This is a genomic window from Ignavibacteriales bacterium, from assembly GCA_016214905.1.
Taxonomy (GTDB): domain Bacteria; phylum Bacteroidota; class Ignavibacteria; order UBA10030; family SZUA-254; genus PNNN01.
This window is the reverse complement of sequence record JACRMQ010000007.1, coordinates 320,387-343,477: the sequence shown is the minus strand read 5'-3', so window position 1 is coordinate 343,477 and position 23,091 is coordinate 320,387. Positions and strand designations below refer to the sequence as shown.

At 39.9% G+C, this 23,091-nt stretch carries 18 protein-coding genes and 1 tRNA gene; 10 read left to right on the top strand and 9 right to left on the bottom strand.

What is annotated here, in order from left to right; translation table 11 throughout:
* The first annotated feature begins 23 nt into the window (after positions 1–23).
* Positions 24–2,168 carry an adenylate/guanylate cyclase domain-containing protein gene (locus HZB59_08685; GenBank protein MBI5021497.1) on the top strand — a complete coding sequence of 715 codons (2,145 nt, stop codon included), beginning with the start codon at positions 24–26 and terminating at the stop codon, positions 2,166–2,168.
* A 2-nt stretch (positions 2,169–2,170) separates the two neighbouring features.
* Here the strand turns inward: HZB59_08685 and HZB59_08680 are convergent, their stop codons facing one another.
* The 4 genes from HZB59_08680 to lon form a co-directional block, all read right to left on the bottom strand.
* The gene (locus HZB59_08680) at positions 2,171–2,716 is read right to left on the bottom strand and encodes a hypothetical protein (protein MBI5021496.1); all 546 of its coding nucleotides are present in this window, start codon (positions 2,714–2,716) and stop codon (positions 2,171–2,173) included.
* A 3-nt stretch (positions 2,717–2,719) separates the two neighbouring features.
* On the bottom strand, positions 2,720–3,778 hold the full coding sequence (locus HZB59_08675) for a PorV/PorQ family protein (protein ID MBI5021495.1): 1,059 nt from the start codon (positions 3,776–3,778) through the stop codon (positions 2,720–2,722).
* A gap of 82 nt (positions 3,779–3,860) precedes the next feature.
* Positions 3,861–5,558 carry a DNA polymerase III subunit gamma/tau gene (dnaX, locus tag HZB59_08670; GenBank protein MBI5021494.1) on the bottom strand — a complete coding sequence of 566 codons (1,698 nt, stop codon included), beginning with the start codon at positions 5,556–5,558 and terminating at the stop codon, positions 3,861–3,863.
* 74 nt (positions 5,559–5,632) lie between these two features.
* Complete coding sequence (gene lon, locus HZB59_08665) at positions 5,633–8,014, bottom strand: endopeptidase La (GenBank protein ID MBI5021493.1); 2,382 nt, start codon at positions 8,012–8,014, stop codon at positions 5,633–5,635.
* Between the two features lie 173 nt (positions 8,015–8,187).
* On the opposite strand from lon, the gene HZB59_08660 reads away from it, so the two are divergent.
* Positions 8,188–9,348, top strand: a complete 1,161-nt coding sequence (locus HZB59_08660; GenBank protein ID MBI5021492.1) for a peptidase M14 — start codon at positions 8,188–8,190, stop codon at positions 9,346–9,348.
* A 174-nt stretch (positions 9,349–9,522) separates the two neighbouring features.
* Positions 9,523–10,119, top strand: a complete 597-nt coding sequence (locus tag HZB59_08655) for a DUF3109 family protein (GenBank protein MBI5021491.1) — start codon at positions 9,523–9,525, stop codon at positions 10,117–10,119.
* A 278-nt stretch (positions 10,120–10,397) separates the two neighbouring features.
* Here the strand turns inward: HZB59_08655 and HZB59_08650 are convergent, their stop codons facing one another.
* Entirely contained in the window at positions 10,398–10,781 is a 384-nt protein-coding gene (locus HZB59_08650; protein ID MBI5021490.1) for a response regulator, read from the bottom strand.
* A gap of 234 nt (positions 10,782–11,015) precedes the next feature.
* On the opposite strand from HZB59_08650, the gene rplU reads away from it, so the two are divergent.
* On the top strand, positions 11,016–11,324 hold the full coding sequence (gene rplU / locus HZB59_08645) for a 50S ribosomal protein L21 (GenBank protein ID MBI5021489.1): 309 nt from the start codon (positions 11,016–11,018) through the stop codon (positions 11,322–11,324).
* 14 nt (positions 11,325–11,338) lie between these two features.
* A complete protein-coding gene (rpmA, locus tag HZB59_08640; GenBank protein MBI5021488.1) occupies positions 11,339–11,593 on the top strand; it encodes a 50S ribosomal protein L27 in 255 nt (84 codons plus the stop codon).
* Between the two features lie 85 nt (positions 11,594–11,678).
* Here rpmA and HZB59_08635 read toward each other — a convergent pair whose 3' ends face one another.
* Entirely contained in the window at positions 11,679–12,029 is a 351-nt protein-coding gene (locus HZB59_08635; GenBank protein ID MBI5021487.1) for an RNA-binding protein, read from the bottom strand.
* A 161-nt stretch (positions 12,030–12,190) separates the two neighbouring features.
* Positions 12,191–12,262: transfer RNA gene (locus HZB59_08630), tRNA-Asn, on the bottom strand.
* A gap of 187 nt (positions 12,263–12,449) precedes the next feature.
* On the opposite strand from HZB59_08630, the gene HZB59_08625 reads away from it, so the two are divergent.
* From HZB59_08625 to HZB59_08605, 5 genes are all read left to right on the top strand, one after another.
* Positions 12,450–14,957, top strand: a complete 2,508-nt coding sequence (locus tag HZB59_08625) for an ATP-dependent Clp protease ATP-binding subunit (protein ID MBI5021486.1) — start codon at positions 12,450–12,452, stop codon at positions 14,955–14,957.
* 76 nt (positions 14,958–15,033) lie between these two features.
* Complete coding sequence (locus HZB59_08620) at positions 15,034–16,062, top strand: hypothetical protein (protein ID MBI5021485.1); 1,029 nt, start codon at positions 15,034–15,036, stop codon at positions 16,060–16,062.
* 269 nt (positions 16,063–16,331) lie between these two features.
* Complete coding sequence (locus tag HZB59_08615) at positions 16,332–18,143, top strand: 5'-nucleotidase C-terminal domain-containing protein (GenBank protein ID MBI5021484.1); 1,812 nt, start codon at positions 16,332–16,334, stop codon at positions 18,141–18,143.
* 106 nt (positions 18,144–18,249) lie between these two features.
* Positions 18,250–19,815 (top strand): hypothetical protein, encoded by a 1,566-nt coding sequence (locus HZB59_08610; protein MBI5021483.1) that lies wholly within the window; start codon positions 18,250–18,252, stop codon positions 19,813–19,815.
* On the top strand, positions 19,805–20,362 hold the full coding sequence (locus tag HZB59_08605; protein ID MBI5021482.1) for a hypothetical protein: 558 nt from the start codon (positions 19,805–19,807) through the stop codon (positions 20,360–20,362). The genes HZB59_08610 and HZB59_08605 overlap by 11 nt, the downstream gene beginning before the upstream one ends.
* A gap of 42 nt (positions 20,363–20,404) precedes the next feature.
* Here HZB59_08605 and HZB59_08600 read toward each other — a convergent pair whose 3' ends face one another.
* Positions 20,405–21,487 carry a LamG domain-containing protein gene (locus tag HZB59_08600; GenBank protein ID MBI5021481.1) on the bottom strand — a complete coding sequence of 361 codons (1,083 nt, stop codon included), beginning with the start codon at positions 21,485–21,487 and terminating at the stop codon, positions 20,405–20,407.
* A gap of 193 nt (positions 21,488–21,680) precedes the next feature.
* Positions 21,681–23,030 carry a TrpB-like pyridoxal phosphate-dependent enzyme gene (locus HZB59_08595; protein ID MBI5021480.1) on the bottom strand — a complete coding sequence of 450 codons (1,350 nt, stop codon included), beginning with the start codon at positions 23,028–23,030 and terminating at the stop codon, positions 21,681–21,683.
* Between the last annotated feature and the right edge of the window lie 61 nt (positions 23,031–23,091).

Genomic DNA, 23,091 nt, shown 5'->3' with positions numbered 1-23,091 from the left:
CAAAACCTTTTCGTTTATTTATTTTGCAACTTAGTATAAGCATGGTTGTTGCTATTGTTGTTTTATTCTTGACCAAGCTTGATCCGGTAAAAACACTCGAAGAAAATTTAATCACATACCGCTTCCGCCAAAAACCGGTCAACAAAGATATTCAAAAAAATAACGATGTTATTCTAGTTGAAATAGAGGAAAGCACATTTAAATCTTTGCCCGACGATTATCCGTTCCCAATTTCATATTATAACCGGCTTGTCCGGAATCTTAACCGTGCGGGAGCGAAAGTTGTTGCGATTGACATCCTGTTCTCATCGCGCAGCCGTTTGCATGTTCAAGAAGAAAACGAATTTCAGAATATCATCAATCAAGAAGGAAATGTTGTACTGGCGGGAAAAGTAAAGTCCGACCTCACGCAATATACAATACGAGTTGCCGAGCCACAGTACGGCAACCGGTTCATCGGCAGATTTTCTAACTTCGGAATTGTAAATGTCATAACCGACCTCGAAGGAACAGTTAGAGAATATTTCCCGGGCGTTTACGATGAAAATCAGGGAACAAGTCTACCAAGTTTTTCGATGGCGGTGCTGAACAAATATTTTCAATTGCCCGCGATGTACATCGCACCGACATTAACCGGTGGCGGGAATATACCCGCTTTTAAATATTTCGATAAGGAAATTCCAAAATACAAAAACTCAACATTCCTAATAAACTATTATGGCGGATCAGGTACATTTCCGCGTGTACCGTTTGAACAGGTTATCGACGATAAAGATTTTAAGACGAGAGAAGAAGTAGAATTTCCCGGCTTGGAAACAAACACATTCGATGAACCGGACGGTTATTTAACGAACGGCACATTTAAAGATAAAATTGTCATAGTCGGCGCAGGTCCTTCCCTTGCCGAAGAGAAAGATATTTTCCCCACACCGTTCGAGAAAATGAGCGGTGCCGAAATTCATGCGAATGTCATTCAAAGTATTATTGATAATAATTTTATTATTCCACAGCCATTACTGATCACAATTACTCTGGTAATTGGATTAAGTTTGTTCACGTTTGTTTTTATCGCCGGGTTGAAAACAATTAAAATAAAATTTAGCGTTCTTATCGATATTCTGGGAGTAGCCCTTATTCTTTCTTTGCTGTATATAATTATTGTTATTTCAACATGGTTATTCATTGAAAAAAACTATCTTGTGCAAATGACAAGCGCTTTGTCGGCTGTGATATTAAGTTATATCGGAAGTATAGTGTATTATTATGCTGTTGAACGGCGGCAGAAGGTAATGATAAAAGGGATGTTCAGTCAGTATGTAAATCCGACTGTTGTAGACGAATTGATAGCAGACCCTGAAAAGTTGCGGCTTGGCGGTGAGCGAAAAGAGTTGACAATATTCTTCAGCGATATAGAAAACTTCACGAAAATGTCGGAGCAAATGCGTCCGGAAGACCTTGTAACGATATTGAATGATTATCTTAGCGAGATGACAAAGATACTGCTTGAGAATAACGGCACGCTGGATAAATATGAAGGAGATGCGATTGTGGCGTTTTGGGGAGCGCCAATCCCTCAGAGCGATCATGCGTATCGCGCATGCAGAACCGCCGTACAAATGCAACGCCGGCTTGAAGAACTCAGACCAGTATGGCTGCGCGAAGGGAAGTCGGATCTTCGTGTAAGGATTGGTATTAACACGGGTGAGGTTGTGGTTGGTAACATGGGGGGTGCCGAGCGGTTTGATTACACGATTATCGGAGATAGTGTTAATCTTGGTGCTCGCCTTGAAGGCGCTAACAAACAATATAAATCCAATATCATGATAAGCGAAAATACTTATCAGTATGTAAAAGATAAAATTATCGTCCGCGAATTAGATCTTCTAGTTGTGATGGGTAAAAGTGAACCGATAAGAGTTTATGAGCTTATTGGATTGGTGGGGGAATCATTACCTGAAGAAAAATTGCAGTTGGTTAAACAGTATACCGAGGCATTGACACATTATCGTCGGAGAGAATTTGATGATGCGATTAAAGGATTTGAAAACGTGTTACAAATAGTCGCTGATGATTTTCCATCTCAGTTATACATCGAGCGATCCTATCTTTATAAAAAATCACCTCCTCCTGAAAATTGGAACGGACTTTTTATACTTCAAACAAAATAATTTTAATACCCGATTGAACCGAGAACCGATTGTTGTACGGTAAAGAGGTTTTTAAAATCTTCCTCCGACCATTCACCTTTCAATTTATAAGCAGTACATTCGTAATAACGACCTTTTGCCTCAAACAATACAATCCTTCTGGTTTCGTCATTCTTCGGTAATTCGTAACTGCAAAAATCTTTTGCTCGAAGTCTGAAAAGCATCGGCTCAAAATCCGAATCCGGAATGTCTTTACCGTAAGCTGCGGCGCTGAGTTTGGCAAGAATATCCAAACCATCTTTCGCAATCAAGTTGCGCGAAAAATGATCAAGCTTTAATTCATTGACAGTGATTGTACATGTAAAATCTTCTTTAAGAAGCCAGACTACAACAGCGGGACCGAGAGTATCATCGCTCGCCGAAAACCATCCGACTGGAACATTTCCATAGAAAGTACCGTCGCGCGAATGAAAATATTGTTCACTCAACGGATAAGTTGAAAGATAAGGTAGTTTTACAGCACAACCGGAGAGAAACGTAATAATAAATAGAGGTATGATAAGCCGCATCGGTTATTCGCTAAGGCGTTTATATCGGTCTGCTTCGAAAGTGAATGTCAGCGAAATACGGTGAGTATCTCCTAACTGTTCATCCGAACTGAATCGAGCGAATGAATAATCTAATCCGAGTTTCGGAAGCCGGATACCCGCGCCAACATTAAAAGTGCCAACGTCACTATAACCAAGTCGTAACGAAGCAAGTTTTTTGTATTCAAACTCAAGTCCCTCAAGGAAATCCAAACTCATACCACCCAGATGCAACATGGATGCGGAGCGTCGGTTTTCAAATCGCATATCGACGTCAAACACCGGCGCGAATTTGCCATCAAATGCTTCAATGAAATATGCGGTTCCGATTTTGAGCGTGGGAATTATTAATTCGTTTGTTCCGTTGCTCCATGCAACCAGTGTTGTTGTTGCGTCTTGAAGAACCGCACCGAGATAAAAATTATCAGCCGCTTCATACCTTCCCCCGATATCGAATCCCACCCCGGTTGCTGATACTTTATCAAGTGACCGGTAAATCAGCTTGATATTTGCGCCATAAGAAAAGCGATTGGAATGTTTGTTGGCATATGAAAATATAAATCCCCAATCAGCGGCATTAAAATAGGTGATTTTATTTTGATCGAGACCGGCGAGATTCTGCCATTGATCAAGCGGTAACGGATTACCATTCGCATCTATACCGGCGTTTTCCGTATTTGGTATATTATCGACACCTAACCGAATTACGCTGATCGCGAAAGTTGCCACCGCATCAAATGGGTACGCCGCCGCCACATAATCATAATTTACTATTCCTGCAAATCGTTCGTCGTGCATAAGTGAAATCTGTGGATATGTTAATGATGAAAGTCCTGCGGGGTTCCAATATCCTGCGGTAACATCACCCGCCAGAGCTGTATAAGCGCCACCTAAACCGAGTGCTCGCCCGCCAATCCCAATAGACAGGAATTCGCCCGCATATTTACCTTTCGAAGCTGCAATGCCTTTTTTTGGGCAGAAAAATATTATTGAGATCGCCAATAAGATGCAAGTAAGCCATTCTATATTTCTAAATGTTTTCATGACATGATACCTTTTGAAATATTGAGAAAATCAATAATAAAAGCAAATGATACAGATGCTCAATATTGAATGATAAAAAGTATCAACGGTTGATAGGTTTTACTCCGAATTCTTTGACGAGCGCTTGAATAACGGGATGTTGTTGAACTGATGATTGGGATTGAGTCTCTTGCGGTGGTTCTGTTGTTTTTGGAATTGAGAATGATTTTGTTTTCGAAGAGAGAATTGTTTCGAGTTGCACTTTCGCGCCATAAACTCGCTCTGCAATGTCTTGAAGATATTGACGATTTTTTGTTACGTTAAGTGTGTCGGCGTGAAAATCGTCGGGACAACCGATACAAAGACGATCGTTGTTAATATCGATAAAAGATGTCTCACTTAACATCGTGCCTATTGCGATACGTTCTTTTCTTGCTTCGGATACAAACACAGACCATTTTTCTAAGATATCATTTTTTGTAGGTAACCGGATTGGTTCTGCAACAACTGGAATTTGAGAAAGCGGTATCGTAGGTTTAATCACTTGATCCGGACGCAACGTTGGTTGAGTTGCTTTCACGCTTCCTCTAATAGGCGCATCTTTTAATTTTAGATTTGATGTTTCATCATGTAACGATTTGTTATTCGATGAGTCATCACCGGAAGAGTTTGATAAATTTTCGATCCGCTCAATTAAAGAACCGATTTCAACTGAGTTATCAAGCTTTATCATCTGGACAATCGCAATTTCGAAATTCAATCGTGGTTGTCGATTCCATTTGAGCGCACTTTCAGTTTCGGAGGCAATTTTTATGAGGCGCAACAAATCGATTTCCGAAAATTTATCCGCAACCGTTTCAAAACGTTTTTTAACCGCTTCGGATGCTTCTATTAATTTGTCTGATTTAGTTGTTTTTAAGATCAGGATATTTCTAAGATGTTCGATGAATCCGTTTAGAAATTCTCTCAGATCATGCCCCATTTTTATTATCTCATCCGCGAGTAATAGCCCTTCTTTTATTTCTTTCGATCTGATAATATCAACAAGGCGGAAAAAATATTCTTCATCAACGAGATTAAGCATTTCGATGATTTGTTGAGATGAAATTTTATTTCCGCAAAAAGAAATAACCTGATCGAAAATACTCTGTGCATCTCTCATGGAACCATCGGCGCGTTTGGCAATCAGCAATAACGAGTCGTGGTCGATCAATATTTTTTCTTCTTTCGCGATGAAATGCAAACGGGATATTATTTCTTCGATGGAAATTCTTCTGAACTCGAACCGCTGACAGCGTGAAAGTATTGTGAGAGGCACTTTATGAATTTCAGTCGTAGCAAAAATAAACATAACATACGAAGGGGGCTCTTCAAGCGTTTTTAGAAGGGCATTGAACGCCTCTTTTGTGAGCATGTGCACTTCATCGATAATGTATATTTTGTATTTCCCCTTGGCGGGTCCGTATCTCACCGCATCGCGCAGATTTCTGATCTCTTCAACTCCCCTGTTAGAAGCACCATCGATTTCAAAAACATTTACGCTTCTTCCTTCTGTAATCTCGGTGCATAGATCGCACTTGTTATCGGGATTATGTTTGTCCGGAGAAGTACAGTTGACGGCTTTGGCGAGTATCCGGGCAGTTGTGGTTTTCCCCACACCGCGTGGTCCGCTGAAAACATAGGCATGAGATAATCTATTAGCGGCGATGGCATTTCGTAGAGTTGTGGCAATATGCGCTTGTCCAATAATGTCATCGAACACCATCGGTCTCCACTTACGCGCGGTTACAAGATATGCCATAGGTTGCTTATTGATTTAGAATATTTGAATAGTAATATAAATTTCTTATCGCAGAGATTCAAGAGTTATTAAAATTATTTTTCAAAGACATATTTAATCGCGTCGGCTATCGTATCAATCGGTATTATCTTTACCCCTTCTTTTACTTTTGCCGGTATCTCAATAAGGTCTTTTTTGTTTTCTTTCGGAATAAGGACTGTTTTGATGCCGCTTCGCTGAGCGGCTAAGAGTTTTTCGTTTAATCCGCCGATTGCTAAAATATTTCCACGTAATGTGATCTCGCCGGTCATAGCCACATCATTCCGGGCAGGTTTGTGCGCGGCGGCTGAAATAATTGCCATCGCCATGGTGATACCAGCTGATGGACCGTCTTTGGGAATAGCACCTTCAGGAAGATGAATATGAATTTCTCTCTTCCTGTAAAACTCGGCAGGCACGCCAAGTTTCTTCGCATTCGAACGTATGTAGCTAAGCGCCGCTTGAGCAGACTCTTTCATTACATCCCCAAGTTGTCCTGTAAGCGTGAGTTTTTCAAGTCCGTTCATTATGGTTACGTCAACATTTAATATGTCCCCTCCAACACTCGTCCAAGCCAAACCTATAACTGAACCGATTCGCTTTTCACCGTTCGTTGTTTTTTGTCTGAACTTTGGGACACCTATCAATTGTTCAACTTTTTTCTCATCGATTATTATTGGCGCCTGTTTGGATTTTTTGCTCTTCGATTTTCTGTTCAAGACAATTTCTTTAGCAGCTTTGCGGCAAAGCGATGCAATCTCTCGTTCCAGATTCCGAACTCCTGCCTCGCGCGTGTATTCTTGTATCACTTTTGTGATTGCTTCGTCTTTAAATGAAACATCTTTCGATTTCAATCCGTGTTCTTCAAGTTGTTTCGGAATAATATGCCTTTTGGCAATTTCACGTTTATCATATTCGAGGTAACCCGGCAGTTCAATTATTTCCATCCTGTCTTGCAGTGGAAGGGGAATGTTGTAACGAACATTCGCGGTTGTTATGAACATAACATGTGAAAGATCGTAATCGATATCAAGATAATGGTCGTTGAATGTTGTATTTTGCTCGGGATCTAAAACTTCGAGTAATGCGGCAGACGGGTCACCCCTGAAATCCATACTCATTTTATCTACTTCGTCCATAAGAATAACGGGATTAATTACACCGGCACGCTTCATTGATTGTATAATTTTACCCGGCATCGAGCCGATATAAGTGCGGCGATGACCGCGAATTTCGGCTTCGTCTCTTACACCGCCGAGAGATATGCGAACGAATTTTCTTCCAAGCGCGCGTGCGATTGATTTCCCGAGCGATGTTTTGCCCACGCCCGGTGGCCCGACGAAACAAAGTATCTGCCCCTTCATCTCTTTTACCAAATTCAGCACGGCAATGTGCTCAAGAATTCGTTCCTTAGGTTTCTCCAATCCGAAATGATCTTCGTCCAATATTTTTTGTACATGCTCTACATCAAGATTATCTTTAGTGCTTTTCGACCATGGAACAATGATTAACCAATCGAGAAAATTACGGCTGACACCAAACTCCGGTGATTGCGGTGGTGTTTTTTTCAGCTTGTTAAATTCCTCAACCGCTTTCTCGTAAACTTCTTTCGGCATTTTCGCGTGATCGATCTGTTCCTTCAGTTTTATAAGTTCTGCCGAAAGAACTTCTTCCGATCCTAATTCATCCTGCAAAATTCGCATCTGCTCTTGAAGAAGAAATTTTTTCTGCGATTTTTGTATGCTTTCGTGAAGTTTTGAATCGAGATCGCGTTCAATTCTTAAAATATCAACTTCCGATGTAAGTAATCGCGCGAGTTCAAAATATTGTTCCTTCAGAGAATAATGCTGCAAGATGAGTTGTTTTGCCGTCACTTCTTTTGAGATATTCGATGCGATATAAAATAATTTTCGATGCGGATTTTTTAATGTCTCAAATGCCGATAATATTTCTTGCGGAATATTTCGACTGAGTTGAATATATTCAGTAAAAAGCGCTGATGACTGTCGCACTAACGCAGAAATCTCATTCGATGGAACCTCCTCCGGCGGATGATACTCAACTTCAACATCCATGAACGGTTCCGCTTGCCGAAAATACTTTATTGTGGCGTGCATTATGCCGTCAACCAGTATTTTCATAAGACCGTTCGGCATCTTCATGGTCTGGATAATTTTTGCTACCGTTCCGTCTCTGTAGACATCGTTTTGCCCCGGTTCTTCAAGCGTTGGATCACGCTGAGAAACGAGAAACACAAAACGATCGTGTTCATTGGCATAGGCCGCAGCCCGAAGTGATGATTCGCGGCCCAGCAGCACCGGATATATCATATACGGATAAACAACAATGTCGCGCAGGGCCACAACCGGCAGCGATGTTGGGAGTTTTTCTGGAGATGGGAGTTGGTCGTCGGAAATATTAAAATCGATGTTATTCATATTCTTTTGAGGGATAAAAAACGCCCGGATGGGCGGTAATTTTTCAATATCGTTGCTTAATGAGTGAAAATATACAAAGATTGAAATAGATAAACAAAAGACTGTTTTATAATTTCTTGATAGGTCAAAAGTTTTTCTTATATTATCGATCGACACAGTAAGGATTCTGTTTGATGAAGAAAGAAGTTCTGGAATTTTCCCGTTATTTGTTCGATAATTACCAAATTTTCCGTGTACCCGATTTCCCGCAAAGAGATTTTGTACCTGAAATTTTATCAAATGTCATTTCAAAATTATTAGTAAATTTATCCGGAATATTTCAGCGCGAAGAGATCGGCCGCTCTTTCGAGGATAAACCCATACAACTAATTTCGGGTGGTAACGGGACAATAAATATTTTATTTTGGTCTCAGATGCACGGCGATGAGTCAACTGCCACCATGGCACTTTGTGATATCATTAATTATCTCACGCGAAACAAGGAAACACCGATTGTTCAAAAAATATTTTCGGCTATACGTTTAAATTTTCTTCCAATGTTGAATCCCGATGGTGCAGCCCGGTTCCAAAGACGAACGGCTCAAGGAATTGATATGAACCGCGATGCCCTTGCTCTTGAAACACCAGAAGCACAATTATTAAAATCACTGCAGCATAATCTTAAGCCGCAATTTGGATTTAATCTTCACGATCAAGAACTGAGTTCTGTCGGATCATCGAATAAACTTTCTGCAATCGGCTTGCTGGCGCCGGCATTTAATTCTGCAAAAACCGATAATGAATCAAGAGAACGAGCTAAACATCTTGCCGCAGTATTTGCAACTTCAATGAATGAACATATAAGCGGTTACGTTACAAAATACGACGACAGTTTTGAGCCGCGGGCATTCGGAGATAATATGCAAAAATGGGGAACGAGTACGCTCCTCGTTGAGTCGGGTCATACGATTAACGACCCTGAAAAAGATTTTATACGTAAGTTGAATTTCGTCGGAATGCTGACTTCCATTTACGCCATTGCATTAGATTGTCTTAAGCAATTCGAGATTGATGAATACAACAAATTACCATTTAACGGTAAACGTGCTTATGATCTTATAATACGCAATGTGATAATCCGTTATGAGAACAGAAAACAATCAAATGCCGATCTCGGCATATCATATCAAGTAGACACTCATTCTGAAATGCCACCCAAACTTGTTGATCTTGGCGATCTTCGTCCTTTCGTCGGTCTGCGCGAGATTGACGGTTCCGGAAAATCCATCCCCGCGGAGCTATTGAATATCAATCAAATTTTTAAATGGGAGAAATTATTTCAAATAAATAAATAGATAAAAGAATGTCCTCCGCGAACTCAATTCAAATAACTGTTCAGGTTTTGCATGGAACTTTTATTAAAATTATTAAAATAATTCCCTTACTATATTTTTAGAATATTCACTCTCAAATTCTAGATAATATTTTCCTTGGAAATGCATCCGAAAAAAGGTATTTTGTTTACCACTATGAATATAATATTACACAAACACAGATTAAAACATATTTCTGAACTGCGAATTGATACTTCGATTTTCACAACTAAGTATCCATCGTCATGCTCTATGAAGAATTGCACCGGTGAATGCTGCAAGTGGGGGGTTTTTGCAGATATTAGCGAGCGAGATAATATTCTCAATCATGCACAGATAATTCAGAGGCATCTTGAACCAACACAAGAAAAGAATCCCGAGAAATGGTTCGAATCGGAACCATGTCAAGATATCGATTTTCCTTCCGGATTAGCTATCGGTACGCAGGCGACTGAGCAGGGATGCGTTTTCCTTGATTCGAGCGGATTATGCGCCCTTCAGAAAACAGCTCTCGCAGAAGGACTTCACCCTTTTGCTTTAAAGCCCTTTTATTGTATCGCCTTTCCGTTAGTAATAAGTCAACATACATTGATGATTGATGACCTGGAAGTAGAGAATCAACCAAAGTGCTGTTCACAATTTGAAAGCGGGACAAAAAACATATTGGATATATGCGCGACAGAACTAAAGTTTATGTTAGGTAGGGAAGGTTTTGAAGAATTTCAAAAAATATTCAATCAACAAAATTGTTGATGATTCTACTTTATAAGTAAATCTTTAATTACTGCAGTATAATTCGAATTGTATTAATAACGCCCCAGAACAAATACGCGGTAATCGCAACTGCTACAATCCACCAAAACGTTATCGACACTTTTTCTTCTACTGTTATTACCATTTCAACAACACCTGAATTAAATTATTTCACGATCTAATATACAATTGCCATTTATTAATTGCAAGGATAGATAAAAGAGAACAGATATATTGGGCGTGCAGATAGGATGTTAATTAGGTAAAATGAAAAATATTCACTTCTCTGATTTTTCGACAAGCGTGCGAATTGCCTGATGGATTTCGTGCATATCCACACGCCCTTTTCGCATATAAGGAATTCCATGCACTTTCAATTCAGTAATATCCTTGATCTCGAGATCCCGTCCGGTAATTACGACAACGGGAATCTGTTTATATTTTGTGCTCCCTTTTAATTCTCTAATCAAATCGAATCCGCTCATCCGGTTAAGCGCCAAATCCATGATAATGGCAGATGGTTTTTCTTTTTCCACCCATTTAAGAAAATTTTCTTCAAGCGGAAAAATAACACCTTTGAATCCTTCATCTTCAACCACATACTTCATTAACTCGGAAAACCCCGGGCTGTCTTCTACAATAAGAACTGTTTTTTTCTTCATGATTTATTAATAATATTCAAACACAAAAATGAAGTAATTAACCATCAGCATATAATCGAGTGTTTAATTACGATCGATGAGTAACATAACATATTGAGATTTGCAATAAAAGTCAAACAAAATTTTAAATAATTGCTGATTAAGTATCATAAATGGGGTTTTGACATTCCAAAAAAAATTCGTACATTGTTATGCATTCGATAGAAAAATCACTTAAAATAAGGTAAAATCAACATGTTTGTCGTTGTCGACATCTCAGGTCAGCAGTTAAAAGTCAGTCAGGGCGAGAGGATTTTTGTTCCCCGGCTTAGTGCTGAAGTTGGAAGCACAGTAAAATTCGAGCGTGTACTTCTTAAAGCCGATGAAAAAAGCGTTCAAATTGGAAATCCATTTATTAAAAATAGTACCGTTGAAGCAAAGATTCTTGGAAATATTAAAGATGATAAGGTGATAGTTTTTAAGAAGAAGAAAAGAAAAGGATACCGTTTGCGCCGCGGACATCGTCAGCAGTACACAGAAGTAGAAATAACAAATATTGGGTAGAAAGAGAGAATAGTATGGCTCATAAAAAAGGCGGCGGAAGTTCAAGAAACGGACGCGATAGCAACGCGCAGAGATTAGGTGTGAAAAGATTTGGTGGCGAAAAAGTTACCGCAGGTAGTATTATCGTCCGACAAAGGGGTACCAAATTTGCACCAGGCACAAATGTTGGAATCGGAAGTGACGATACCCTCTTTGCTCTTACCGATGGAGTAGTGAAGTTCAACGATTATGGAAAATCAAAAAAAATTGTTGAAATTCTAACCGCGTAAAATTCAACTGAATTTTTAAAAATAAAAAGCCATCTCGATTTATCGGGATGGCTTTTTATTTATGCTATAACCTTAATATGAGTTATCAGCTTCCTCGCTGTCCACCGCGTCTGATCGCGCTTGTTCCACGAAATGATCCGCTGCTTTTTACCAAAGGTATTCCAGATCTTCCCATTTCTTGAGTATGAAAATCGTCACCGGGTTTTAGAATTCTCACTCTCAGTGGTTTACCTTGAATTTCTTTTCCGCGCAAACCCTCAACCGCATCGCGCGCTTCAGATTTAACCGACATAACAACAATTCCGTAACCTTCCGATTCATTCGTTTTTTTGTTACGCCCAATATTCGCTTCTTTAACCGTACCGAATTCTTCAAACATCGATTTCAATTCGGCATCAGTGTATTCCTTCGGTAAATTTCCAATATAGATTTGCATAATAATCTCCTGGTTAAAATAATTTGTTCTAACTTCTATTAGCTGAAAGGTAGGAAAATTCGATATTAGATTCAACTAATTGAATAGTTATCAAATTTTAGAGTTTGAATATTCCAGAATATGCAAAAAAAATCCCGATAGTTAGATCGGGATTAATTTTGCTCCGCAGACAAGACTCGAACTTGTAACCCTCCGGTTAACAGCCGGATGCTCCACCATTGAGCTACTGCGGAATCATTACTTCCGTAAAAATTAAAGGATTTTTCATTGGAAGTTGTATAAATATATGAAAATTCAAGCGGAAAGTCAATCATTTCTCTCCTTGCGTAATCATACCCATTTAAGTATATTAGAAAAGTAAGGAATACTTAGTTTAAAATAATTGTTATAGAAAATAGACAAGCAGATTGGATAATATCAATGGAAGGTAACTTTTCAAATCGCGTACAGGATGTAATTCGATTAAGCCGCGAAGAAGCTCTGCGACTCGGTCATGATTACATCGGGACCGAACACCTTCTCCTTGGAGTGATTCGGGAAGGTGAAGGTATCGCAGTTAAAATTCTCCGCAATATCGGCATAGATCTTTTCAAATTAAAGAAAGCCATCGAAGATACCGTAAGAACATCAGGCGGTACTCTCACCATCGGCAATATCCCGCTAACCAAGCAAGCTGAAAAAGTTTTAAAGATAACTTATCTGGAAGCAAAACTTTATAGGTCAGATGTCATAGGAACAGAACATTTGCTTTTATCTCTTCTTCGGGATGATGATAATATTGCCGCTCAAATTCTTCATCAGTTTAACGTTCACTACGATGCGGTCCGTAATGAACTTGATAATATCATAAGTGGAAAGCCTTCCACGATTCCCGTTTCAACTCCTGCAACCGAGAGAGCTAAAACCGAAAAATCAAAAACTCCCGTGCTCGATAACTTCGGCCGCGATCTTACAAAATTAGCTGTTGAAGATAAGCTTGATCCGATTGTCGGGCGGGAAAAAGAAATTGAACGTGTAGCTCAGGTACTTAGTAGACGAAAGAAAAATAATCCGGTTTTGATTGGCGAACCGGGAGTCGGCAAGACCGCAATTGCCGAAGGACTTGCAATTCGCATAGTTCAAAAGAAAGTTTCGCGCGTTCTTCACGATAAGCGTGTGGTAACACTTGATCTTGCCGCTCTTGTCGCCGGCACAAAATACCGCGGACAGTTCGAAGAGCGAATGAAAGCTGTCATGAATGAGCTTGAAAAATCGAAGGATGTTATTCTTTTTATAGATGAGCTTCACACGATTGTAGGCGCGGGTGGCGCATCGGGTTCGCTCGATGCATCGAATATGTTCAAGCCCGCGTTATCGCGAGGTGACTTGCAGTGCATTGGCGCCACTACGCTTGATGAATATAGACAATATATAGAGAAAGATGGCGCGCTTGACAGGCGTTTCCAGAAAATCATGGTCGATCCTACAACTGTCGATGAAACAATTCAAATATTAAAAAATATCAAATATAAGTACGAAGAACATCATACTGTCAGGTATAGCGAAAAATCGCTCGATGCCGCCGTGCGTTTAAGCGACCGCTATATCACGGATCGTTATCTGCCCGATAAAGCTATTGACGTACTGGATGAAGCCGGTTCACGCGTTCACCTTTCAAATATTCATGTTCCCAAAGAAATATTAGACCTTGAAGGAGAGGTTGAAAAAATCCGTCAATCTAAAAACAGCGTGGTGAAAAATCAAAATTTTGAAGAAGCCGCGCGGCTTCGAGATCTGGAAAAGAAATTATTACACGATCTTGAAACAGCTAAAAAAGATTGGGAACAAAAAGCCCACCATGTGGTTCACGATGTTGACGAAGAGACCATGGCAGATGTTGTCTCGATGATGACAGGTATACCGGTGAATCGTATCGCTCAATCTGAATCGGAAAAACTTCTGAAGATGGAAACGGCGCTGAAGAATGTAATCGTCGGGCAGGATGAAGCAATACAAAAGCTTAGTAAAGCTATACGACGCACACGAGCGGGATTGAAAGATCCGAAACGTCCTATCGGTTCGTTCATTTTCCTCGGTCCAACTGGCGTTGGCAAAACTGAAATGGCAAAAGCGCTCGCGAAGTATCTTTTTGATTCCGAAGAATCTCTCATCCGCATCGACATGAGCGAGTACATGGAAAAGTTCAGCGTATCACGGCTTGTTGGCGCACCTCCCGGATACGTTGGTTACGAAGAAGGCGGACAACTGACTGAAAAGGTTCGCAGGAAACCTTATTCGGTTGTGCTTTTAGATGAAATAGAAAAAGCCCATCCAGATGTTTTCAATATACTCCTGCAAGTTTTGGATGACGGTATACTTACCGATAGTCTTGGACGGCGAGTCGATTTTAAAAACACGATTCTAATAATGACATCAAACATCGGTGCACGCGATATAAAAACCTCGGGCGGTTTCGGTTTTGGCGTTGAGACTCCGAAAGATATTTACAAAACAATGAAAAACACTATTGAAGATGCTGTCAAACGCGTTTTCAATCCTGAATTCCTGAATCGTATCGACGATACGATAGTATTCCACAGTTTGAGCCGTGAACATATTGACAAGATTATCGACATTCAGATGCATGAACTTGTAAAAAGAATGGCGAATCTCGATATCTCAATTCAACTCACTAAACAAGCAAGGGAGTTTCTTGTAGATAAAGGATACGATCCGGCATTTGGTGCACGACCATTAAAAAGAGCTCTGCAGAAATACATTGAAGATTCGATTGCGGAAGAAGTTTTACGCAATAAATTCGGACAGGGAAGTATTATTAAAGTAAAATTAAACCCAAAGACCGAAACTCTGAAATTTACCGAGGGTAACCGATCTAGGAAAATTAAGAAGGAACCCGAAGAAAAACAGAGCGAAGCCAGCGTTACGTGAGTTTGCCAATATTTTAAATTCAACCCCTGTATGCAGATTTATGTTACAGGGGTTTTCGATTTTTTAGGCGAGTATTATGGTATTATCGAAAAAAAATCCGCGGGTAAGAGAATTATCTTTTCAAACTCTTCTTAATAAAAGAGTGTGCGATCTTGAATTACGGCCTGAAGACACACTTCGTGAATGCCTTATTCAACTGAGACATGAGTTAAGTGAAAAAAATATTGAGTTCTTTCCGCATTTTTATTTCGGTGACGAACCTTGGGGATGCATAGACAAAACCGGCTCGGTGGAAATTCCATTTTATCTTGCAAATAATACGCTTCGAAGAATAGGTGAAAAGTATTTCCTCTCTTACACTAAGGAGGAAATCATGATGGTACTCCGGCATGAAACCGGTCATGCAATCAACTACGCTTATAAACTGTGGATTCGAGAAGATTCGAAAAAACTTTTCGGTAAAATAAATAAACGATACCCGAATCTTTATCATTTCAACCCAGCGAGTAAAGATTTTGTCAAGTATCTTCATTATGTCGGTCATCCGCATTACGCGCAAAAGCATCCTGACGAAGATTTTGCCGAAACTTTCGCTGTATGGCTCGACCCTGCTTCAAAGTGGAAACATAACTACAAAACATGGAAACCTGCAATTGAAAAATTAATATTTGTCGATTTTCTTTTCGGGAAAGAAAAACTTGCTCAGCGCCGACCGCTACGAGTTCGCTATACGGAGGCGAGCAGTTATAAAAATATTACCGGTACAGTTGCCGGATATTTTAATATTGAAAAGAAAGTCGATCCACGGTTGAAAGAATACACTGAAGACCTGCAAGATATTTTTCCTGTTCAAATAGACGGTAAACGAAAACTTATCCGCGCCGATTTATTCATTCAACATTTTAGCAGATATTTAGAAGAAGAACTTGTTGAATGGATTGCCAAAGCGGACAGACAGGGAATACGAATATACCTTCGCGAGTTACAAACCATTTGCGCTCTTAATAATCTTCAACTTCATCCGGATCAAACAACCGAAAAACTTGTTGAATTGGTAATAGTCTCTACATATCACTTGTTGAAACGTTTGAAGGTGATAAGATAATCCAAACGATTTATTCTTTCTCCCTCACCGAATAATTGCCTCCTGCCGATTCCCGATTGAAATTCTTCCAACATCATTGAAATTATTTTTGATTAGGAACTTGCCTTTATTAAAAATATAATCTATTTTATTGGAAATCTAACCATCTCCACGGTATAATTATCAAAATGGGCTGGAAAACATTTACCTGAATATGACAATTTTATGACAAATTTTTCTTGAAATGTAATAAATTTGATAAAAGACAACCAATAAATAGGAGATTTTTTATGAAGTTATTTAAACTTTTCTGGACAGTTGTATTTTTTTGCTTTAACCTATCTACCAACAGCTCGATAGCTCAGGTTGATACTTTGACATTTATCCACGTCAACGACACACATTCCGATCTATTACCTTATGCCGCCGGAAATTTCGGCGGGATTTCCCGTGCCGCAACAATGATTGGTTTACTAAAGCAAACAGAACCGAATCCAATCCTGATTCATACCGGTGATTTTATGGTCGGCAACTTGATGTTCAATACTTATTTCGGTGTTCCTGAACTTCAGATTCTAAACTCTCTTGGTTTCGATGCTCTCTGTCTGGGGAATCACGAGTTTGATCCCGGACCTGAAATGCTTTCTCAAATTCTATATCAGGCGAATCTCGATTCTTCCTTCGAAGTAATTTCTACGAACGCTTTGAATCTCGATTCAGTTCCCACGCTGAAACCGTTCATTCAATCTCATTCAATTGAACGACGCGGGAACATTAAAGTCGGATTAATAGGCGTTACCACTCCCGAAGCTAATCTCATCAGCAATCCGGCGCCGGTATTTATCGATACAAATATTGTGCAAGATATTCTCTTCAAAGTTTCAGAATTAAAAGCCGAAAGCTGTCAGGTTGTTGTGCTTCTCTCTCATTTAGGATTAACGCTCGACATGACCATTGCCCAATATCTTTCGGGTGTCGATGCAATTATCGGTGGACACTCACACTCGGTTTTAGATACAATCGTATATGTCAATAACATTCCTATTGTTCAAGCTGGTGAATTTTATCACTACGTTGGAAAACTTCAACTTATCTTTAATGGAACAGGAACCAGCGTATTAAGCTATTCCTTGCAAGAAATAACCAATGCAATTCCCGCAGACTCAACGCTCTCAATTTTGGTGGAGAATCTTAAAGCAGGAGTAACAGTTACATATTTTCCGTTGATCGGTGATCCGTATCGAACACTTTTTACTGCAGACCACTTGTACTATTATGTTCCCACATCAATCGATTCGATTAAAACTCCTATGGGTAACCTTGTGACAAGCGCGATGCTTCACAGTGCTTATGCTGTTAACGCAGATTTATCTCTTGAAGCAACTGGGCATATGGCAGATAAATTGTATCCGGGTCCCGTATCACCTGCAGATCTTTTCCGGGCTTACCCTTACGGTTACGATACGACTGATGGTTTAGGTTTCCGGCTGGCATTGTTTGATCTTAGCGGTGCACAACTTTATGGTGTACTGGATGCTTTGCTGGGATTTATTCATCCCGAAATTAACGACTATCAATATCTTGTACAATCAACCGGATTAGAATACAGTATCGATACGGTTGGCGGAGAAATGCACCTCGGTTATGCCTTAATTAACGGATTACCGCTACAACCCGAATCGTTATACACTATCGTCAGCAGCGATCAGATGGTTGGGTATCTGCAAACTCTTTTTGCCATAACGCCAACGAATCTCAATATCTATCCGGTTTCCGTATATCAAATAGTATTGAATCATCTCATCACCGGTGTGGTTGAAAATCCGCTAAGCCCAACAAGAGATTTCAACTTGATGCAAAATTATCCTAATCCATTTAATCCGATAACAAATTTCGGATTTCGGATTTCGAATTCTGGATTTGTGTCGTTGAAGATATACGATATGTTAGGCAGAGAAGTAGAAACACTTGTGGATAAAGTTTTAAACCCTGGGACCTACACGGTGAAGTGGGATGCATCAAAATACTCGAGCGGAGTATATTATTATAAACTTCAATCCGGATCGTTCACCTATACGAAGAAGTTATTGTTACTTAAGTAGTGAATAATCTGATATGAATTGTGATATATGCAGTAATTTATTATCGACCCCTATATAAGGCAATTAATAAATATTTTGAAATTGTTTTGAAAGGAGATCAAAGACAATGAACTATAAAACAATTGTCAAAATGAACATTTCAATAAAATTCATTCTTTTGTTCTTTCTATTTCTATGTTTTTATTTTCAGTTCGGTTGTAATGTTTATTCTTTGAAGCGCCTCACAACAACTCCCGACAGTGTCCAAAAAATTGACCCCAACATACCGTTTCTGAAGGCACATCTCAAAGACGGATCGGTTGCGCTTTTCACTAAATGGACTTTCGATGAACCACACAAACAAGTTATCGGACATAGTGTGTTTTTTAATATCGATCGTGAGATTGAAAAAGAAGGTCAGGACTCAATCGCTTTTGAACGAGTTGCCCTTTTTGAGACAAACGTAATTAATCCTTCTGGCGCGGCGGGTACAATGAGCGTTGTTACCGCTGGATCTGCAATCGCATCAATCATATGCCTTACAAATCCTAAAGCATGTTTCGGTTCGTGCCCAACGTTTTACGCGCAGGATGGCGAGGGATTATCACTTATGGCAGAAGGATTTTCCGCAAGCATTCTTCCATCGCTCGAAGCAACGGATATCGATCACCTCTACACCGCAAAACCATACGGTCAACATTTCGAAATAAAAGTTACAAACGAAGCGTTGGAAACTCACGTTATACGTTCCGTATCGCTGCTCGCATTTCCTCGTCCAGAGAGCAATCGTATATTCATTTCACCAGATAATAAATTCTATTCAGCCGAAAATATTACAGCTCCCAAATCTTGTATAGGATCGGAGGGTGAACGTGTTGATTTAATTCAAAGCTTCGATAAACTTGAGCGATTCAGTTTAACCGACTCATTTGATCTTGCCGAGCGTGAAACGTTGAGGGTTTCATTCGATACGGTTCCATCTGGCAATCTCGGAATTATCATGAGTTTTCGTCAAACACTTCTTACAACATATCTTTTTTATCAAGCACTTGCGTATTTTGGAAACTCTGCCGCAGCAATGTTGGCAAAGTGCGAAAGCTCTGACCTGAAAGATTATCTTGGTAACACTGGACATACTCTAGGGGGAATCGAGATCCTACTGCCCGATGAAAGTGGTAAACTTACGAAGATCGGTGAATTCGGTGAAACGGGACCAATCGCAACCAACATTCAAATGTTTCCGCTTCCAAATGAATTGCCACCTCCTCATACTTTATATATTCGAATGACTAAAGGAATGTGGCGAATAAACCATCTCGCGTTAGCATCAATCGACACTACTGCTGAACCGTTGCGTGTGATGCCTTCAGATGTCCAACGTGCGAATAATTCTGAACTCGGAACGCTGAAAGGACTTATAGAAGTAACAAAACCTCTTGTTACTTTTCCCGGCGACGAATACCAAATCGTTTTTGAATTACCTCGGGATTTTGATCGTTATGAAATTTTTCTCGAGAGCCGCGGATATTACCTCGAATGGCTGCGTGAAGAATGGTTGGCTGAGGAGAATATCGAGAAAGGAATAGAGATGTTCGCGCAACCGGAAAAATCTATGAAAACGGAAGCTTTACGCTTTAAAAAAATTGAACCAACAATGGAAACCTCATTCTGGGGGAGTAAATATGTTAAGTAAATCTAAGATCGCAATTTCAATAACAATCTTTTTAATCGGACTTTTGATTTGCGGATGTACTGCGAGTAAAGCACCAACCAACTGGTTATCTCCGGCACCAAAAATGCAGGAAGAATCATACGGTGGATGGATTTATATTGAATATATTGAACCGGCTCAAACATCACCCGCAAAGATAACCGGGGAATTTATCGCGCTGAACGATACCGCCATATGTGTGCAAACGCAAAACGACGGTATCCTCTTTATTCCCGCAAATTCAATCATGCGTGCTACGCTTGAAACTTTTGATAATAATTACCGGTCATTGTCGCTTTGGACATTGATTGGAGCGCTCTCCACGGCGAGCCACGGTTGGGCTGCCACAATTTCCGCACCGATTTGGATAATTATTGGCACCATTGTAACCGCAAACGCCTCTGATGAAGGTATCTACACACAAAAATATCCTGATATGGTATGGTGGGAATCTTTGACGCAATATGCGAGGTTTCCTCAGGGATTGCCTGATGGAATAAATTTAATAAACCTAAAGCTGAAAAAATAATTTGAATTTTAAAATAAAAATAACAAATATTTATTTCATTATTCACATATTAAATAGAGCATGTATTTCCTTGTTAGATAATACTCTGTTATAAATTCGAAATTCGTCTATCGCCCCTTTAAGCGGTGTATGTTCATATAGTTGCTCAAGACTTGACCCGATGAGCAGTGGATAAGAATTGATGTTAAAAGTAGAGTAAGAGTCGAAAATCTCTTTTAATAAAACACCATCAACATACATCTTCATTTTATGATTTATTCTGTCTACAATGAAAGTAAAATAGGTCCACTCACCTACGTTGAATGATTTTTCGTTGGAATCTAATTCCTGTTGGCCCTTTCCATCGCCGGCTGATTTGAATTGAGGATACCATAAATTGATGTTTTGTTTCCCGGCAAGATTGTATTGTCGGTTTTGGAAATAACCGTAGACCGGTCCACCTTTGGCAAATATATCGGTATAATTACTCTGGATCGAATCCAGTCGAAGCCAAAAAGAAAGTGTAATCTGTTTTGTGGGATTAAGCGATGAACTGTTAGAAACAGTTATGTAATTATTGCTGCCATTAAAAAGATACGCACTTTCCGGTGTACCATGAGCATCGGCTGTGTACGCTGCATTATTGGAGTGTGCTTGATTTCTGTAATTACTTTTATCTTGTATATCACCATCGAAAGGTAAAAACAAAACAAGGCCTCTAGACAAAGTATTACCACCCCATGAAACAATTATTTCAACTCCCGATGTTGATGGCTCTAAAACCAATTCGACTACACTAATCTCATCGGCAACAATTTCAACATCGGTCTCACCAGAGTATTTAATTATTCCATTTCCGTCAAAAGCATCAACCTTGAGATGCCATGTTCCAATCGTTATGTTGTTAAATGTTCCGGACGCGGTTTGATTCAAGCTGTCGATTGTGAGTGTAATTGATTTGGATCGATATTCCGGCCGAGAAAGAGTTGCGACCACTTCAACTATCTCGGCAGGAGTATCCTTAAGGGAAATAGAAATATTTCCGAAACCTTTTTGACTCTTTGAATTAGTAAGCATTATGTCGTCTTGGCAACTTAATGTCAATAATGACACAATAATCAGTAAAAATAAAATGATATTTTTCATGATTGTCTCTTTCTTATTATTATTTCAATAATAGTTTGTTGAGCGACGATTCTTACACTTTTCTAACTAAAGTAATCGATTTTCTTAATAAAGTCAAAGGGTTAACCAATATACATATCTTTTTCTGAATAAGATCCGGATGCCGATATCATTCTGAATTTTACTCGCGAAGCAGGGTGGAGACCTTAAATCCTCAACACAACACACTTTTTGATACACCTGTGCTGAAATCTTTTGGAAACTCTTCATCTCTCAAATTCCCTTCGTTGAAAGCGTCATAAGCACCCATATCGAAGTACCCGTGCCCGCTCAAGTTGAAGAGTATTGTTTTGGAAACTCCTTCTTCTTTGGCTTTCTCCGCTTCACGGATCGCGCTGCAAATAGCGTGTGACGATTCAGGCGCGGGGATTATTCCTTCTGTATTGGCAAAAATCCGTGCCGCGTTGAATACATCGGTTTGTTTATATGCAACAGCATTAACGAATTTTTCTTTTACCAACTGACTGACTAGCGGCGCCATTCCGTGATAACGCAAACCACCCGCGTGAATAGGCGGCGGCATGAAACCCGATCCTAACGTATACATCGGCAACAGAGGAGTCATCTTAGCTGTGTCTCCGAAATCGTATCCAAACTCACCCCTTGTAAGTGTGGGGCACGATGCCGGTTCAACCGCAATCGCGGTAAACTTTTTACCATGAAATTTATCTTGCATAAATGGAAATACAAGCCCCGCAAAATTACTTCCTCCACCAACGCATCCGATAATAACGTCTGGATAATATCCCGCAATTTCCATCTGCTGTTTTGCTTCCAAACCGATAATAGTCTGGTGCATCAGCACATGATTTAACACACTGCCCAAAGAGTATCTTGTGTCGTCGCGAGATACAGTTTCTTCAATCGCTTCACTTATTGCTATGCCTAAACTTCCTGACGAATCGGGATTTTTCTGAAGCAGATCACGCCCGAATTTCGTCTCCATGCTAGGACTCGCGGTAACCGACGCGCCCCACGTTGTCATCATCGCGCGCCTGTACGGTTTTTGCTGATAACTTATTTTCACCATATAAACTTTACATTCAATCCCGAAATATTTGCACGCTAAACTAAGGGCGCTTCCCCATTGACCCGCCCCTGTCTCTGTTGCTATCCGTTTCACTCCGGCATTTTTATTATAATACGCCTGAGCGACGGCAGTATTTAACTTGTGGCTACCTGCCGGACTTGCTCCTTCGTATTTATAAAATATTTTTGAAGCAGTTTGTAAAGCTTTTTCCAGTCTATATGCGCGATATAGCGGAGAGGGTCTCCATAATTTATATATGTCGAGCACCTCTTCGGGAATATCTATCCATCTTTCTTTGCTCGCTTCCTGTTTGATCAACTCCATCGGGAACAGTCGCTCAAGGTCTGCCGGTCCAACCGGCTCATGTGTTGCCGGATGTAGAGGAGGCAGCGGCGGCTTCGGTAAATCTGCCGCAATGTTATACCAGTGACGCGGTATTTTTTCTTCATCAAGTATTATTTTTGTGGTTCTCATAAAACGTTCCTTATTATTGATTGATAAATTGATTTGTCATTTTCGATATCCAGACACGGTC